This is a genomic window from Mesorhizobium sp. 8, from assembly GCF_006351905.1.
Taxonomy (GTDB): domain Bacteria; phylum Pseudomonadota; class Alphaproteobacteria; order Rhizobiales; family Rhizobiaceae; genus Mesorhizobium; species Mesorhizobium composti.
Genome location: NZ_CP040914.1, coordinates 3863655 through 3879629, shown reverse-complemented (window position 1 = coordinate 3879629; position 15975 = coordinate 3863655). Strand labels below are relative to the sequence as shown.

The window sequence follows — 15975 nt, the reverse complement described above, 5'->3', positions numbered from 1 at the left end:
GCCGGTTCGCAGGGCATTCATTGACGATTTTCCTGAGCTTGGCCGGTTGAGCTAGCGCTCGTGGACAAAGGGTATCCATAGTTTGACTGCTGCGATGGCGACGAAGCCGAGGTAGGATTCCTTTGTCTTGTCATAACGGGTGGCGATGCGCCGCCAGTTCTTGAGCTTGTTGAAGAGGCGCTCGATCTGGTTGCGCCATTTGTACTTGGCTTTGTCGTGGAGGATGGGCTCGCGCCGGTTGCTTTTCGAGGGAATGACAGCCTCAACGTTGGCGCTGGAGATCTCTTCGCGGATTGCATCGGCGTCATAACCCTTGTCGGCGAGGAATGCCTCGATCCGATCGGAGATCATCCGGAACAACGGCGCGAAGCCTTGTGTGTCGTGCGTTTGCCCAGGCGTCAGGACGAAGCCGAGTGGCCGCCCCTTCGCATCGCACCGTGCATGGAGCTTGGTGGTGAAGCCGCCGCGCGATCGGCCAAGCGCCTCGGTCTCCTGAGTCCCCTTTTTATGCCGATCGCACAATGATGTGCCCGGACAATGGTGCTGTCGATCATGTCGGCGCTTCGATCCCGCTCGACCATCTCCGCCAGCGTTTCGAGCATCGCTTCGAACACGCCGGTCTCGACCCATCGCCGATATCGGCGGAAGACGCTGTTCCACTTGCCGTATTCGTCAGGCAGATGTCGCCATTGCGCTCCGGTGCGCGCCATCCACATCATGCCTTCGAAATAGCGCCGGTTGTCCTGCGCAGGGCGGCAACCGCGTCCTCGTTCGGCAGGAAGAAGCGGGCCGATCAGCGCCCATTCCTCGTCCGTCAAACCAATCCGTTCGCCCAAGGCTCCCTCCAAATGGAAGCCTTGAATCAAAACCGGATTCCGCAGTCAACCTTTGTCCACGAGCGCTAGTGTCCAACTTCGCCTTCCTTGCGCTGGAGTTCCCGACCGTCCACGAGGCGGCGACAGAGGCTGAGCGCCAGGCGGGCGTCTCGCCGACAGCGGCAGCGTTCTTCGCCGGCAAGGCCGTCGAGCTGGCAGTCAAGTGGGCGTTCCGTAACGACCCCGGCCTTAAGTTGCCCTACCAGGACAACATAGCCGCCCTGCTGCACGAGCCGAGCTTCCGCCGCGCGGCGGGTGAGGCCGTTTTCGCCAAAGCGAAGTTCATCAACACGCTGCGTAACCGCGCCGTGCACGAGGAGCGCACCATCCGGCCACAGGATGCTGCTGGCGCGGTGAAGGAACTGTTTCACGTCTGCTTCTGGCTGGCCCGCACCTACGCCCGGAAAGCCAGGCCGCCGGACGGGCTTGCCTTCGACGGCTCCGTTCTCACGCGCCGCGACGACACGCTGAAGAAAGCGTTTGCCCATCTCAAGGCGCAGCAGGCCGAACTCGACGCCACAAACGGCGAATTGACCAGGCTGCTTTCCGACAAAGCCAGTCTGGACGACGAGTTGAAGCGCCTGCGAGCCGAGGTCGCAGCAGCGCGCAAAATCGCGGAGGCCGTGCCTTCCACCCACGACTACAACGAGGCCGAGACTCGCGACCGCTTCATAGACCTACTCCTGCGCGAGGCAGGCTGGGCATTGGACAAGCCGGAGGATATCGAGTTTCGGGTAGGGGGAATGCCGAATGCCGAGGGCGTCGGCTTCGTCGACTACGTGCTGTGGGGTGCCGACGGCAAGCCGCTCGGGCTGGTCGAGGCCAAGCGCACGCGCAAGGACGCGCGTCAGGGCCAGCAGCAGGCGAAGCTCTACGCCGACCAGTTGGAAGCGCGCTTTGGCCAACGGCCGGTGATCTTCTATTCGAACGGCTACGAGCACTGGATCTGGGACGACACGCGCTATCCGCCACGCCAGATCGGCGGTTTCTACAAACGCGACGAGTTGGAATTGCTGATCCAGCGCCGCACGAGTCGGAAGAGCCTCGCTGAGACGAAGCTGAATACGAAAATCGCCGGATACAAGCGGCCCTACCAGCAGCGCGCCATCCGGGCCATCGCCAAGGCATTCGAGGAGGACGGCGAGCGCAAGGCGCTCTTGGTGATGGCGACCGGCTCGGGCAAGACGCGCACCGTGATCGCGCTGGTCGATCTCCTGATGCGCGCCGGTTGGGTGAAACGCGTGCTGTTCCTCGCCGACCGCGTGGCGCTGGTGAACCAAGCCGCCGGAGCCTTCAAGGCGCACCTGCCGGATTCCGCGCCAGTCAATCTGGTGACCGAGCGCACAGCTGAGGGCCGCGTGTTCCTGTCCACCTATCCGACGATGATGAACCTCATCGACGGCAGGCAGGAGGGCAAGGCGAAATTCGGGCCGGGCCATTTCGACCTCGTCGTCATCGACGAGGCACACCGCTCGGTCTACCAGCGCTACCGCGCCATCTTCGAATATTTCGACTCGCTTCTCGTAGGCCTGACCGCAACGCCGAAGGACGAGATCGACAAGAACACCTATTCGCTGTTCGACTTGGAGGATGGTGTGCCAACCGACGCCTACAGCCTCGAGGAGGCCGTCACCGATGGTCATCTCGTGCCGCCAGTGGCGATTTCGGTGCCGCTGAAGATTGTGCGTTCCGGCTTGCGCTACGACGACCTCTCCGATGAGGAGAAGGACCAGTGGGACATGCTGGAGTGGGGCGAGGACGAAATCCCCGACACCGTCGAGGCGGCCGAGGTCAACAAACGGCTGTTCAACCAGGATACGGTCGACCAGGTCATCGCGCACCTGATGCAGAACGGCCTCAAGGTAGAAGGTGGAGACCGGCTCGGCAAGACCATCATCTTCGCCAAGAACCAGGCGCACGCCGTCTATATCGAGGCACGCTTCAACGCCGCCTATCCGTCACTCGCCGGGCATTTCGCCCGCGTCGTCACCTATGAGAGCGGGCCTTACGCACAGACGTTGATCGATGACTTCTCCAGGAAGGACAAGGCTCCGCACATCGCCATCTCGGTCGATATGCTGGATACCGGCATCGACGTGCCCGAGGTGGTCAACCTCGTCTTCTTCAAGCAGGTGCGGTCGAAGACGAAATTCTGGCAGATGATGGGGCGCGGCACGCGTCTTTGCCCTGACCTGTTCGGCCCAGGTCAGGACAAGGAGTTCTTCCGCGTCTTTGACTATTGCCAGAACCTTGAATTCTTTGGCGCCAATCCCGAGATCAAGGAAGCAAGCGCGGCCAAGTCGCTGTCGGCCCGTCTATTCGCGGCCAGGCTCGATCTAGTGCGCACGCTGGACGACAAGCGCGGCAAGGTCGATGGATTCTCGGCGGGCGAGCAGGAAGGTTACGACACCGGGCCAGATGCGCCGACGAGCGATGAAGAGGTGCGTGCCGATGCGCTTACCGTGCTGCGCGAAACGATAGCCGGGATCAACCTCAACAATTTCATTGTCCGCCAGAAGCGCCGCACGGTCGAAAAATACCAGGGTGACGCGGCGTGGACCGCGATCGACGACGCGGCGCGTGACGAACTGGTGAGCGACATCGCGCCGCTGCCGTCATCGCGCGAACTCGGCAACGAGGAGGCGAAGCGCTTCGACCTGCTGATGTTCCAGCTCGAGCTTGCCTTGCTGACAGGCTCGAGGCGCTTCGACACGTTGAAGAAGGAGCTTCTGGCGATCGCATCGGCGTTCGATGATCAGACCGCTATTCCGGGCATCGCCGCGCAGGCCGCCCTCATCGAGGAGATCCAAACCTCGGAATGGTGGCAAGGCGTGACGGTTCCCCTGCTGGAACTCGTTCGCCTGAGCCTGCGCAACCTGATCCAGCACATCGAGAAGGGCCGTAAGGCGATCGTCTACTCAAACTTCGCCGACGAGATCGGCACCAGCGAGGAAATCGATCTGCCGCAGGTCGGCGAGGCGGATTTCGCCCGCTTCAAGGCCAAGGCGCGGCATTTCCTGCGCGGTCTCTCCGGCAACCAGGTTCTCGACAAGCTGCGCCAAGGAAAGCCGCTGACAGCCTACGACCTGACGGAGCTCGAACGGCTGCTCGCGGAGGCAGGCATTGCCAGTCCGCAGGACATCGAACGGGCGAGGGAGGCGAGCCATGGCTTCGGTCGTTTCGTGCGCGCGCTGGTCGGGCTCGACCGAGCGGCCGTGAATGAGATATTCGGCGACTTCCTCGCGAATGGAACCGCCACCCATCAACAGATCGCGTTCATCGACCTGGTCATCGAGCACCTGACCGAAGCCGGATCGATGGATCCGGCCTTGCTCTATGAGGCGCCGTTTACCGACATCGCACCGACCGGGCCGGAGCAGGTCTTCGACGATTGGCGCGTTACGGATCTCGTTGCCCGGATCCGGGAGATTAGCGACAGCGCTGTTGTGTGAAACTGGCAACGATTATCGGTCGTGCTCGAGCCGTCCCTATTCGTGCGGGAACGAAGGGGCAGGTCGGCGAAATGACGCCGGACGAGCGGTGCGTCCAACCTCGGCGTAGGGAACATGGTCGCGCTGCCGACGACAATCTCCCGGGAACTCAAATCCGCAACGGTTGCGGATTCCAATGCTTCCGAGGGCAACATCATCACGGCGCGTCACGCTCGAGTGAAACCTCTTCAGCGAGCAGTCAGGGCGCGCCGACGAGGTTCATCGACTGGTATGGATGGCATGCAGGCGGCCGTGCATGCCCCTCCCTGCCGATCTCGTGTCGAGACCAGTTAGGCGTTGATCAGCCAAGTGTGCAAGTTTTTCCCGGGACACTTCGCAAAGATGCGGGGGCAGAAACCCTTAAGCAGCAGCCGTTGGCTCAAAACTGTCTTCGCCGGACCTAATAACTTCTTTAATGCCTCATACTTCCCCACCTTCTCTCATGGGCACCTACCCGGAGAAGGCAGCCCCGACACGCCGCTCGAGTTCGCCGAGTGCATCACTTACGCGCCCATTCAGTTCATCATATGCAAGAAAGGTTCCGGCCTTCTGGGTGCCGATGCGAGGCGGCAGCTTCATCTTCAGTTCTTTCGACACCAGCCGCCCTCGCTCCCGCTTTCGCAACCGCCTGGCTTGACGCTCCCGTGCGTCGTCCATAGCCTTCAGTCCGATCACGCCGGTTTTCAAGAACTTCTGGATCCGCTGCTGATCGTGCCAGAGCTTGATCGCGGCATCCCGGGAGCGGCCCGTCTTCCCGACGTCGAGAAACGTCGGGAACATGAACTTGAAGAATTTACCCTGCAGCCGTGCCGAAAACATCCTGGGAAGATCCTCGAGGAACGTCACGCCAAGTTGTTCCACCGCCGGCCGATCCAATGTCACCTCGACCCGCACTCGCTTGTCGGCCTCATCAAGCCGCACGGACGTCCCGGCGCTCCGGTTCTGCCTATCGACCACCTTGTCCATGATCCGCCATCTGACATCAGCATCCTTGGCGCCGACGTAGTAGTTCGCATCCACGAATGGTGCCCTGTCATGCTTCGTCGAGATCAAGAAATGCTCGTTGACGCACGGCTCCTCGTTAGGGAAGTGCATGAGCACCTGGTCGTGTTTTTTCTTCTTCTCCGCTGCCGCCTCTGCTTTTGTTCCCCAGGTGAAACGAGGGCGGTCATAGAGGCGCGATATCACGTCCCGGTCGGTCCAGAAATGCCGGGTGAGTGCGGAGTATAGCTTCGCACGGGCCGCATCGTCGGGCTCTTTCGGCTTGAAATCAACGCTGACTTCTATGGCCCGCACGATTGGCATTATCTCCAACCCGAATTTGACCTCAAGCGCGTCGCACAGGGCTCGGATCTTTCGCAGGTTCGGCTCCTGGATCCTGACGTCGAACTTGTCGGACACACCTCCCGGTTCCTCGTCGTGGATGTCAACATGACAGTTCGTTCTGAGCGCGGAATCTACATCTCGCTTCAACCATTGGACCTGCGTCTTCCGGCCAAGCCAGAAACAGACCACGATCCAATCGATGACTGCGTTACAGGAGAAAGCTTTCAAGTCGATGTCCGGCTCCAGCGCATAGCGTCCCGCCAAGCGGGCCTGCTTCTTGCCAGTGGGTCTCCGCCAGAAGACAAGTTCGCCGGGGTCTGACTTAGTTTTGATCGTGAAGTAGGGAACTGAGATCGCCATTTGTGCCCCGCCGTGGATATCGGGTGCCGTATCGGGCGCCGTGATTCGCAGCAATCCCGTCCGGCACGAGGCCGCGAACACAATAGCGTTTGCCGGCTCATAGAGAATCGCTGGTAGGCGTGGGCGGTTCCCGAGTCGCGAGACCTGCTACTCGCCGAACGCGTTTTGGCGGGCTTGTATGCCGGTTTATGCGGATGGGCTTTTAACTCACGCCTCTCTCGCCGCTCGCTGTGTGACGTAGTGCTCAGCGGGTCAGGTAGGCCCGCTGAGCGATCCGGAGTCTGGCCCGAGAGGCGCTGGCACGACGGAACGTTCCAGCGCCCATCTATGTCGGTCGGAAAGCCCGAGCACCAAGAAATCGATGCTCGGAGATTTTTTCCTCTTGCAAGATCAGAAGGTGTCGGTTACTTACAATTTGTAACCGACACCGGATAACGCACATGGCAATGACGAACGCACAGAAGGTCCGCGCACATCGCGAGCGGAAGAAGGCGCAGCAGAAGGTGAAGACCAAGCAGGCCGAACACCTCGCTGTCTTCGAACATCCACGCGAGCCGTTCTTCGAATGGTATAACGGCGGCTCCGATTTTCAGATGTGCCTCGACATCGCGGGCATCGAGGCCCCCGAAATAGAGGACGACAGCGATCCCAAGTCGGCCACCGGTGAGATCGAGGCGATCTTCACCGACAACCCGGAAGACAGCCCCTACTACAACGCCAAGGGGTCGCTCGCCCGTGCGGAGATCATGGTAGGTGCGCTGATCAGCGCGACCGTCGAACTCGCGAGCCTGGTCAACCGCTACAAGAGGAAGCAGATCACCGACCGCATTCGCCAAATCGAGACTTCCGACCTGTCCGATCCGGACGCACGCAAGCAGGCGCTCACGAACGTTGTTCGGCTGAACAAGATGCTTGAGCAACTGGACAAACAGGTTCGGTGGACCTTCCCGCAGTGGAAGGCATCGGGCGAATAGGCCCGAAAACGGAACAGCCAAGCTCAGGGTCCAATCTTCGCTTGGCCGTCCCGCATTTACGAACATCGCAATCACAAAAAGGAGCAACTACGATGATTGACGAAAATAGCACGGCCAAGGCGACGACGGCAACGCCGGCTACCAGTGACAAGATTCAGGACTTCGACCTTGTTAGGCCCGGACACGCGACCGGACCCGCACAGGCGGCGACCTCGCCCAAACCGAAATCCGCAACCGTTGCGGATTCCAAGCCTCTTGAAGGCGAGATCATCCCGCCGACCAAGGGCGGCACGGCGGTTGCAGCACCGGCCGCAGACAACGATGCACAGTTCGCTCCAATCGCGGATCGTATCCGGGCGAGGACGCAGCGCGGAGTTTTCATGCTCGTCGAAAACGGTCGTGACCTGATCACCGTCAAGGAGAAGATGGGACACGGCCGCTTCGGCGACTGGCTTAAACATGAATTTGGTTGGTCGGAACGCACGGCACAGAACTACATGAACGCCGCCAGGGCATTCGATGAGTTGGCAAAGCGGGGTTGCTCGCCTGAAGCAATCGCCCTGCTGCCGCCGACCGCCCTCTACGAATTCGACAAGCTTTCGGAAGAACTCAAGGATAAGCACGTCAAGAACGTCATGTCCGGCGCCATCGCGAAGGCGATGACGCGCTCAAAGAAGGTGAAGCCGGCCACCGACAAGAATACGTCATCTGCGGCCTCGACCGACAAGAACCAGGATGCGGCCGAAGAACTGGCGAAGCGTATTGCTGACGCGCTGCCTCATGCGACCCGGCAGGAGATCGATGGTCACGCCGGCTTCAATGCACCCGCCTTCGGCGGGTTGTTGAGCAAGGAAATCGCCGCGTCTTTTGGGGTGCGTTCTAGTGGAGGAGCCGAATAATGGCCAACCGTCACGAACGCCGGCGCGCGATGAAGATTCGCGTGGTCGAGGAACGGACGATGAGGGTAGAGGAATTTATCAACCTCCCCAGCATGTGCGCATGGGACGGATGCTTCAAGAGCACTACTGAACCGCACAGGCATGGCTGGAGTTCCATGCTTCTCTACAAGGGCGAGCCGAAGACGAGCTTCGTGGAAATCGATCCTCGGCTGATCGCACGCGACTGTGTCCTTTGCCCGGAACATGCAGGGTATCTGGACGAGCATCTTCTCCTGGATATCGGTGGCCGGCTCCGCACCGTCGAAGGAACCGCCTGATGCCGATCTCACCCCTGGAAACGTATCAGCCGGATCCGCGCGACATGCTGATCTTCGATATCGCTGATGTCATCGGAGCGGCTTTGTCCGGCCCCGAGGACATCGGGGTTCTGGAAGTCGCAGAAATGACCGTCGATCAGATCGAGGAGAGCCAGATTTTTCGTGAGAAAGCACGTGTTCGGGTTAAGGCCAGATCCCGGATGGCGCCTGCTTCCTGATCTGATCCAGCATCGACATGCCTGGAGGCTGCTGTGTATTGCAGCCTCCTGGAAGCTTCATGGGAGGTTTTGCCGCGTTCGGTCGAAGGAAGGCATACGGTCGGCGCACCAGCATGCCTCCTTTGTTTTATTCTGAACACATCGAACGCTCCGGCTCGGTCACCGAACGCCGATCATTTCCGCCCGACGAACAAGCCGTTGTCAGCGATGGATTCTGTCGGCCGTCTCGATCCTGAAGGTCACACGAGCACTCTGTATGAATATGTATTGCCCGTTGGCAGGCAAGGGGTTGCGCCGATCCGATGAGAGGGCCTGATACGTGCGGAAATACTACGGCGAGCTGTTTCCTCGATCAGGTGCACTCCGGTGCTCAGCCTATGTCCGAATAAGTGGCCCGACCTGCTCTTTAGTTCACGCTCATGTTGACACTTTCCCCAAAAAGCTCGTTTCTGGTCAAAAGTGACAACATTCTACAACGCGGCGCCAACTTAGTGCCCGATTTTCGGGTGTTTTGCCTATAAGAAGTTGACACCGATCCTGCTGAAGTTGTCGTTTTCAGCCTTACGAAGGATCGTAAGTTGACACTTTTCGAGGCGAAGTTGTCATTTTCAGGTTGTAGTGACAACATATAGAAACATACCACTGGTTGAATATGATCGGATGATCACGGTCAAATGCGGTAGGTCAAGTTGACGAGATACAGGAAGTCGGATGCGCTTTCTACTCGTGCATGGATTGATGATCTTTCCGAAGATCGCCGCTCCAGGATCGAGGCCTGAGCCGCAAGGATCGTTCGTCAGGTTCATCTGGCCGAACTCTCCTCGGCATCGGGCCTGAAGCAGGCCGAGATATCGCGCATCGAGCACCACGTGGAAACCGTGCAGATCAGGACCATGGAGCGATATGTCCGCAGCCTCCACGCTGGACAACGTGCAAACGGCGGAGACCGTCGGTAGGGAGAATTGACGATGCCGAATGGCTCAGAGGAGGATTGGGGCCGCGGATGTCGGTGGTGTCCCAAAGCATCCCCGTCAAACACATTGAAATCTCCTAGGACTTCGATCTCTGCCCTCTGGTGGATCCACACGGGAGCCCGTGGGGATCCACCGACCTGATCGCGTCAAGAGGAAGTCAGCCATTCCCCATTTCTCCCCGATCCTTGTTCCAGGACCGGATGCAGGCTCGGGTTCACATTTCTGTTCGTCTACCGACATCAGGACATAGCGTCGTTACTGCGAGCCGCAGCATCCTGCCAGGGCGAACTCCGGTTCGGGCGCTATTCCTTCTGTCCGCCGTCTAGCAAATGACCAACGTCGTCATGCGGCGAATGATGGGCGGCAAGAATGGAATATTACGCAGCGTAAACTGCACTCCAATTTCATTTCCGCTATAACTGAAAATATGCAGCGTCCTCTCACTCCAGCCAAAGCGTCAGAGTTTATCGCAATCGATCTTTTGGCTCGTCCAGTCTCCCCGCGGACGACGGTCGGAGCCTCTCGGCTTCGTCGCCGTCCACCTTCATCTCCGTCTTCCTCGAAGTCGGTTGTGTCGCCCATCTTCATCTCAACCCTGTAACCGCCATGCAGATCGTCACGTCCCTGATCCATGCCCTCCCTGTATCTGAACGCAGGTGCTTCGACCGAAGAGAGGCTGCCAGCTATGTCGGCGTCAGCGTCGGCACGTTCGACAAGCTGGTTCGGACCGGCGAGATGCCGTCGTCCATTGAGCTGTTTGGTCGCAAGGTATGGGATCGACGGGCGCTCGACGATGCCGTCGATGCCAAGTCCCCTTCCTCCAGGTTCGCTTCCCCGTCTCGCGTCAGTCATGCACCGCCGCCTCTTTCCCCCCTCGATGCCTGGAGGAATAGCCATGGTTGAGGCGCGGCTGAAGGGCATCAACAAGGTGCGAAAGCGCCTTGCGGATGGCCGGATGCGTATTCACCACTATCATCGCGCGACCGGCCGCCCCCTAACTGGTGAGCCTGGAAGCATCGAGTTCCTGGAGGCCTACGCTGCTGCAGAGAAGACCATGCTGCAGCACCACGCCGGCACGCTCGTGCAGCTTATCAGGGCCTACACGCTGTCACCCGAATTCGAAAAGCGTGCCGAGAGCACGCGCAAGGAATATCGGCGCATGCTGACGAAGGTCGAGGTAAAGTTCGGCACCATGCCCATACCGGCGCTTGATGATCCGCGAGTGCGGCAGGATTTCATGTCATGGCGCGCGGAAGTCGCGAGATCTTCCGGAGACCGCGAGGCCGACAACCGCCTCAGCGTTATCTCGGCCATGCTTTCCTGGGCGAGGGATAATGGTCGTGTGACGGCCAATCACATTGCCGGCTTCCGGCGGCTCCATAAGTCCGACCGCTCGGAGATGATCTGGCTGCCGGAGCACATCGAGGCGTTCATGAATGTCGCCCCGGTCGAGCTGCAGCGGGCACTGATCCTGGCGTTGCACACCGGCCAAAGGCAGGGTGACCTGCTGCGACTTGCCTGGACGAACTACGACGGACATCTGATCACGCTGCGGCAGGGAAAGACGAACCGTCGGGTCGATATCCCCTGCACCGCGGCGTTGAAGCGGATGCTTGATCCTCTGGAGAAGAAGTCGACGGTGATCCTGGCGACGAAGAGCGGACTGCCTTGGAAGGCGCGCTACTTCAAGTCGCAGTGGGAAGCCGCGACCAAGAAAGCTGGGATCGAGGACCTGCACTTCCATGATCTACGAGGAACCGCGGTCACCATGCTGGCGGAGGCAGGCTGCACCACTCCTCAGATTGCTGCCATCACCGGTCACTCGTTGAAGACCGTGTCGTCAATTCTCGACCGCTATCTGGCCCGGACCCGCGTCCTGGCGAGCGAAGCGGTCGCTCGTTTCGAGAACGCATCGAGCACAGATTTTGCAAACCGTCTGCAAACCAAGGCGCCACAGCCGGACGGGAAAGATGCTAAGTCGTTGAAATAAATGGCGCGCCCGAAGAGATTCGAACTCCTGACCCCCAGATTCGTAGTCTGGTGCTCTATCCAGCTGAGCTACGGGCGCGCACCGGCGTGTCGTCGACACTGCGGCAGCGAACCGATCGGACGATCGGCCGCGAATTGACGTGCTACCTAACGGCTCGCTTGGCGAAATGCAAGACGACGCCTCAAAAGATTTGCACATCGCCTGCATCGCTGGAATCGGCAGGGTCCGCACGGCGGCTTGAAGCTCAAAATAGCAGCCTCGCCCTCACCGGAGCGCCCCGTTGAGGTTCCGGGCCTCGAGCGCGGCCGAAACGCCATAAACCAGCGCTGGCGCCTCCACCACCCGCCGCCTGTAGAGGGCGGGCCGACTCCCGGTCCCATGTCGAGCCAAGTGCCGGAGGTTGCCGTCAAGCCTGCCGCTTTCGACGCTTTTTACGCCGGGCGGCGCAGGGTGCCGCGCGCCGCCTCCAGTCGCACCGGCTGGTCGGGGATGGTGACAGCGAAGACGGTGCGGCCGCCGACGCTTTCCACCAGTTCGACGCCGCCGCCATGGGCGCGCGCCAGTTCCTGCGCGATCGCCAGGCCCAGTCCGGTGCCGCCGCTGCGGGCCGAACCGCGGAAGGCGGCGAACAGGTTCTCACGCGCCTTCGGCGGCAGGCCGGGGCCGGTGTCGGCGACGAGGATGCGGCTGACGCTTCCCTTGCGCTCGGCCGAGACGGTGAGACGTCGCACCAGCGCGCTTTCGGTGTCGGCGGCCATCGCCTGCACGGCGTTGCGGGCGAGATTGGTGAGCAGCCGGAACAACTGGTCGGCGTCGGCGTCGATCTCGAAGTCGGGCGGGACGGCGTTGACGAACTCGATGCCCTCGCCGATGTCGAGCAGGCCATGAACTTCCTCGACCAGCCGGCGCAGCCTGAGACGGCGACGGGCCGGCGGCGCTTCCTGGGTGCGGCCATAGGCCAGCACCCCTTCCGAATAGGCGACGGCGCGGTCGAGCGTGCGCAACAGCTTCGGCGCGAAGGCCTGCACGGCCGGGTCCTTCGCCTGGCGCAGGCGGTCGGACATCAGCTGGGCGGAGGCCAGGATGTTGCGCATGTCGTGGTTGATCTTGGAGACGGCCAGGCCGAGGTCGGCCAGATGCTTCTGCTCGGCCAGCATCCTTTGCAGGCGCTCCTGCATCATGGAAAGCTCGCGCTCGGCCACGCCGATCTCGTCGGCGCGGGCGGCGGGGCTGATGACGCGGGACGGATCGTCGGGCGCCTGCGAGAACGACAGCATGGAGCGCGTCATGGCGCGGATCGGCCGGATCATGATGCGGTCGATCGCGGCATAGACCAGGGTGGCGGTGACCAGCGAGAGCAGCAGCGCGATGAGCGCCAGGGTGCGCGAATAGGTGAGCATCGCCTCGCGCAGCCGGCGGTCCGGCATGATCAGCTCGAATTCCTTGTCGCTGTCGCCGACGGGGCCGTAGACGCGCAGCATGCGCTCGCCGCCGAACACCAGCGTGTCGAGCGCGCCGGCAATCGCCTCGGCCATGCCGGTGTCGGCGACGGCGATATGCTCGTCGACGCTGGGCGGCATGTCGGCCACCGCCAGCAGGCGCGAGACACCGCCGTCGCGCACGGCGATCGCGGTGGCGCCCATGGCGGCCAGCACGTCGTCCTGGGCGGCGCGCGACAGGCTTTGCGGATCGCCCTGCACCAGCACGACCGAAACGGCGGCGGCGGTGCCCAGCCTTTCCTTCAGCCAGGCCATGCGATAGCTCGCCACCGAAGGCAGGAAGATCAGCACCTCGGCCAACAGCACGAAAGCGATGGTGAGCAGGAGCAGCTTGACCGAGAGGCCGCGCGCCAATGGCACGGTGCGGGCGGCGGCGGATCGATCGGCCTCCTGCCGGTCTGCTGATGGGTCGGCGCTCATGCGGGTCCGGGTGTCAGGACTGTCGCTTCAAAAATAGGTGATCGCGCGGCTTTTGCCAATTTGGCCTTTGGCGAGGCTCAGGCCGTCCCCCTGCTCCGCCCAGGCCCCGATTGACTTCGCACCCCCTTTGACCCTATAAGCCCGGCCACGCACGGACCAGCCAGTCCCGGCGCGCTTTCGGGTGCGCCGAACCGAGCGGCAGGCCGGGCACAGCTCCTGTTACAGACGTGGCAGAACCAAGAAGGGCCGCACTCCGCGGTATTTAAACAAATGAAGCGTACCTACCAACCCTCCAAGCTCGTCCGCAAGCGCCGGCACGGTTTCCGCGCCCGCATGGCCACCAAGGGCGGCCGGGGCGTCATCGCCGCCCGCCGCAACCGTGGCCGCAAGCGTCTCAGCGCCTGACCGGCAGATATCCGTTGCCCGCTCCCGGCAAGCCCATCGGGCGAGGCCCCGAACGGCTGCTGAAGCGCGCGCAATTCCTGGCCGTCCGGCGTGGTGAAAAGCGCCGCGGGCGGCTTTTCCTCATGGAAGTCCTGCAGCGCGGCGACAGCGAGCCGCCGCGCGTCGGCTATACCGTGACGACCAAAGTCGGCAACGCGGTCGTGCGAAACCGCATCCGCCGGCGCCTGAAAGAAGCGGTGCGGACTGCCGCCGCCGCTGACATGGCGCCCGGCAATGACTATGTGATCGTCGGGCGCGCGGAAGCGCTCGACGCCCCCTTCGGCCTCATCAGGGCCGAACTTTCCCGCAGGATCGGCGGAAAATAGGGACCAGGGTTCTCGATGGAAAAAAACCGCAACTTCTTCATCACCATCGCGCTGTCGGTGCTGATCCTGACCTTGTGGCAGGTGTTCTACATGAACCCGCGCATCGAGAAGCAGCGCGAGGCCGCCCAGATCGAGGCGGCGCGCGACCAGGACAAGAAGGCCGCCGAGGGCACGGCCCCCGCGGCCGGAACCGAGACGCCGGCCCAGCCGGGCGCGATCCCGAATGCGCCCGGCGCCGGCGCCGCCGCCACGCTCACCCGCGAGCAGGCGCTGGCGCAGACCGGCCGCGTCACCATCGATACGCCCAGCCTGCAAGGTTCGATCAACCTGACCGGCGCGCGCCTCGACGACCTCAAGCTCAAGCATTACCGCGAGACGATCGACCCCAATTCGCCCGAGATCGAACTGCTCAACCCATACACGCTGAAGGACGGCTATTTCGCCGAGATCGGTTTTTCGGGCACGCCCGAGGCCGGCACGCTGCCGGGACCGGACACGGTGTGGACCGTGGACGACAACGCCAAGCTGACGCCAACGACGCCGGTGACGCTGACCTACACCAACGACAAGGGCGTGACCTTCAAGCGCACCATTTCGGTCGACCAGGAGTACATGTTCACGGTCGACGATACGGTGAGCAACGGCGGAAGCGCCCCGGTCTCGCTCGCCAACTACGGCCGCGTGACGCGCTACGAGAAACCCGACGACCGCAGCACCTACGTGCTGCATGAAGGCCTGATCGGCGTCACCGGCTCGGAAGGGCTGCAGGAGATCAAATACGCCGCGATCGAGAAGGACAAGCAGGTCACGCCGGGCAAATCCACCGACGGCTGGCTCGGCATCACCGACAAATACTGGGCCGTGACGCTGGTGCCGTCGACGAAGCAGCCCTTCCAGCCGCGCTTCGGCTTCTTCGACGACGGCCGCACACGCTACCAGTCGGACTACCTGTCCGACCAGATCGCGCTCGCGCCAGGCCAGTCGGCCACCTTGCAGACGCTGGTTTTCGCCGGCGCCAAGGAGGTTTCCACCGTCAACACCTACGAAAAGGACCGCCACATCCGCCAGTTCGACCTGCTGATCGACTGGGGCTGGTTCTATTTCATCACCAAGCCGATGTTCTGGCTGATCGACACGCTCTACAAGTTCTTCGGCAATTTCGGCCTCGCCATCATCGCCACCACCGTGCTGGTGAAGGCGGTGTTCTTCCCGCTCGCCAACAAGTCCTACAAGTCGATGGCGAACATGAAGAAGGTGCAGCCCAAGATGGTCGAGATCCGCGAGAAGTACGCGGACGACAAGATGGCCCAGCAGAAGGCCATGATGGAGCTCTACAAGACCGAGAAGATCAACCCGATCGCCGGGTGCTGGCCGGTGGCGCTGCAGATCCCGGTGTTCTTCGCGCTCTACAAGGTGCTCTACATCACCATCGAGATGCGCCATGCGCCGTTCTTCGGCTGGATCCACGATCTCGCCGCGCCCGACCCGACGTCGATCTTCAACCTGTTCGGACTGCTGCCCTTCGCGGCCCCCGCCTTCCTGCCGCATCTCGGCGTCTGGGCGGTGGTGATGGGCATCACCATGTTCCTGCAGATGCGCATGAACCCGGCACCGCCGGACCCGACGCAGGCGATGATCTTCACCTGGATGCCTGTGGTGTTCACCTTCATGATGGCCGGCTTCCCCGCCGGACTGGTCATCTACTGGGCCTGGAACAACACGCTGTCGATCATCCAGCAGGGCGTCATCATGAAGCGCCAGGGCGTCAAGATCGAGCTTTGGGACAACCTGGCGGGCATGTTCAAGAAGAAACCGTCGCCGGCGGAGTGAAAACTTCGCCGCATTTCAGCTAGGGTGCGTCC

12 protein-coding genes, 1 tRNA gene and 1 pseudogene are annotated in these 15975 nt (G+C 61.7%); 10 read left to right on the top strand and 4 right to left on the bottom strand.

Annotated features, from left to right (window positions below):
* Nucleotides 1-51: 51 nt before the first annotated feature.
* A pseudogene (locus tag FGU64_RS18770) lies at nt 52-818 on the bottom strand (IS5 family transposase).
* 86 nt (nt 819-904) lie between these two features.
* Here FGU64_RS18770 and FGU64_RS18765 point away from each other — a divergent pair.
* Nucleotides 905-4327 (top strand): DEAD/DEAH box helicase family protein, encoded by a 3423-nt coding sequence (locus FGU64_RS18765; RefSeq protein ID WP_139954541.1) that lies wholly within the window; start codon nt 905-907, stop codon nt 4325-4327.
* A 489-nt stretch (nt 4328-4816) separates the two neighbouring features.
* Here the strand turns inward: FGU64_RS18765 and FGU64_RS18760 are convergent, their stop codons facing one another.
* Nucleotides 4817-6052 (bottom strand): hypothetical protein, encoded by a 1236-nt coding sequence (locus tag FGU64_RS18760; protein ID WP_139954540.1) that lies wholly within the window; start codon nt 6050-6052, stop codon nt 4817-4819.
* Between the two features lie 440 nt (nt 6053-6492).
* On the opposite strand from FGU64_RS18760, the gene FGU64_RS18755 reads away from it, so the two are divergent.
* From FGU64_RS18755 to FGU64_RS18730, 6 genes are all read left to right on the top strand, one after another.
* Entirely contained in the window at nt 6493-7026 is a 534-nt protein-coding gene (locus FGU64_RS18755) for a hypothetical protein (protein WP_139954539.1), read from the top strand.
* A 92-nt stretch (nt 7027-7118) separates the two neighbouring features.
* A complete protein-coding gene (locus FGU64_RS18750; protein WP_139954538.1) occupies nt 7119-7925 on the top strand; it encodes a DUF3102 domain-containing protein in 807 nt (268 codons plus the stop codon).
* Nucleotides 7925-8242: a hypothetical protein gene (locus FGU64_RS18745; RefSeq protein ID WP_139954537.1), complete on the top strand. Its 318-nt coding sequence runs from the start codon at nt 7925-7927 to the stop codon at nt 8240-8242. The genes FGU64_RS18750 and FGU64_RS18745 overlap by 1 nt, the downstream gene beginning before the upstream one ends.
* Nucleotides 8242-8460, top strand: a complete 219-nt coding sequence (locus FGU64_RS18740; protein ID WP_139954536.1) for a hypothetical protein — start codon at nt 8242-8244, stop codon at nt 8458-8460. Before FGU64_RS18745 ends, FGU64_RS18740 begins: the two co-directional genes overlap by 1 nt.
* A gap of 1580 nt (nt 8461-10040) precedes the next feature.
* Nucleotides 10041-10337, top strand: a complete 297-nt coding sequence (locus tag FGU64_RS23440) for a hypothetical protein (RefSeq protein WP_210239038.1) — start codon at nt 10041-10043, stop codon at nt 10335-10337.
* A complete protein-coding gene (locus tag FGU64_RS18730; RefSeq protein ID WP_139954535.1) occupies nt 10330-11424 on the top strand; it encodes a tyrosine-type recombinase/integrase in 1095 nt (364 codons plus the stop codon). Before FGU64_RS23440 ends, FGU64_RS18730 begins: the two co-directional genes overlap by 8 nt.
* Before the next feature lies 1 nt (nt 11425).
* On the opposite strand, the gene FGU64_RS18725 is transcribed toward FGU64_RS18730, so the two are convergent.
* Nucleotides 11426-11502 (bottom strand) — tRNA-Arg (locus FGU64_RS18725).
* A gap of 353 nt (nt 11503-11855) precedes the next feature.
* Entirely contained in the window at nt 11856-13343 is a 1488-nt protein-coding gene (locus FGU64_RS18720) for a HAMP domain-containing sensor histidine kinase (protein ID WP_139954534.1), read from the bottom strand.
* Nucleotides 13344-13613: 270 nt separating this feature from the next.
* Between FGU64_RS18720 and rpmH the strand changes: the two genes are divergently transcribed.
* The 3 genes from rpmH to yidC are packed head-to-tail and all read left to right on the top strand — an operon-like array spanning nt 13614 to nt 15943.
* Complete coding sequence (gene rpmH, locus FGU64_RS18715) at nt 13614-13748, top strand: 50S ribosomal protein L34 (protein WP_011579721.1); 135 nt, start codon at nt 13614-13616, stop codon at nt 13746-13748.
* A 14-nt stretch (nt 13749-13762) separates the two neighbouring features.
* Nucleotides 13763-14113 carry a ribonuclease P protein component gene (gene rnpA / locus FGU64_RS18710; RefSeq protein WP_139954533.1) on the top strand — a complete coding sequence of 117 codons (351 nt, stop codon included), beginning with the start codon at nt 13763-13765 and terminating at the stop codon, nt 14111-14113.
* Between the two features lie 15 nt (nt 14114-14128).
* A complete protein-coding gene (gene yidC / locus FGU64_RS18705; RefSeq protein ID WP_139954532.1) occupies nt 14129-15943 on the top strand; it encodes a membrane protein insertase YidC in 1815 nt (604 codons plus the stop codon).
* Nucleotides 15944-15975 lie beyond the last annotated feature (32 nt).